Origin of the sequence: Methylobacterium crusticola (assembly GCF_003574465.1) — a bacterium.
Taxonomy (GTDB): domain Bacteria; phylum Pseudomonadota; class Alphaproteobacteria; order Rhizobiales; family Beijerinckiaceae; genus Methylobacterium; species Methylobacterium crusticola.
This window is the reverse complement of the sequence record NZ_QOWC01000480.1, coordinates 1-934: the sequence shown is the minus strand read 5'-3', so window position 1 is coordinate 934 and position 934 is coordinate 1. Positions and strand designations below refer to the sequence as shown.

The 934-nt window shown below is 76.6% G+C and carries 1 protein-coding gene and 1 pseudogene; both read left to right on the top strand.

Features of this window, described 5'->3' with window-relative positions; all coding sequences use genetic code 11:
* Positions 1 to 486, top strand: a pseudogene (locus tag DT057_RS35870) (DUF2336 domain-containing protein); the annotation flags it as partial.
* A 325-nt stretch (positions 487 to 811) separates the two neighbouring features.
* A partial coding sequence (locus DT057_RS37365) for a biotin/lipoyl-containing protein (protein ID WP_162501624.1) occupies positions 812 to 934 on the top strand: 123 nt, incomplete at its 3' end.

Sequence of the window (934 nt, the reverse complement as noted above, 5' to 3'; positions counted from 1 at the left end):
GGCATCGCGGCCCGGGCGGCCCTGCGCCCGCAGGCCCGCGCCGGCGCGCGGGCGGCCGGCGCCGCCCTCACGGCCTTCGCCGGGCGGGGCGAGCCGGAGCGCTTCGAGGCCGCCCTCGGCGAGGCCCTCGGGCTGCCCGGGGTGCGCCTCTCCCTGACGGAGCCGGAGCGCCGGGACCTCCTCGCCCTCGCGCTGCGGGCGGCGGACATCGCCGAGGAGGAGGCGGTGTTCATCTTCCTGCGCCTCGATCCGGCGATCGCGCGCTCGGTGGACGCGGTGTTCGGGCTCACGCGCCTGTTCCGCTCCATGGATGCCGCCACGGCCCGGGACCTCGTGGCCTCGGTCCTCGGGGGCGAGCCGGCCGGCCGCACGGCGACGCCCGAGCAGCACCGTCCCCACCACGGCCCCGCCTCGCCGCGCCTGCGCCAGGCCCCCGCGCCGGGCCTGCGTCCCATGCTGCCGGAGCGCACGCGCAAGTCTTCGTGAGGCACGTCCTGCTGAGATAAGGCCTCCTGGGGCAAGTCCCCTGGGACAAGCTCTCCCGATCCGGTCGCGGCCCGGGCAGGGCCTCGGGGAGTTCGTCCGCCGACGGGTTCCGGGGCCTGCGGCAAACGGGTTTCCCCTCGGGCGGGAAATGCTCTAGGCGTGGGCCCCGGCCCCCTCGGGGCGAGGCGATCCCCACCCCGCGCATGAGCAGGATGAGCGAGCCCGTTGTCTCGGCCGGACGGCCAGGCGGCCGGCGTGCCGGCGCCCGCGGGCGGCCTCGCGGCGGCGGCCCTCGTCGTGACCACCCTGGAAGAGACCACCGCGCATGAGTGCCAGCCTCCCGGTCGCCCTGCCCGACATCGGCGACTTCAAGGATGTCCCGGTCGTCGAGATCCTGGTGAAGCCGGGCGACCGGATCGCCGTCGACGACCTCCTCATCAGCATCGAG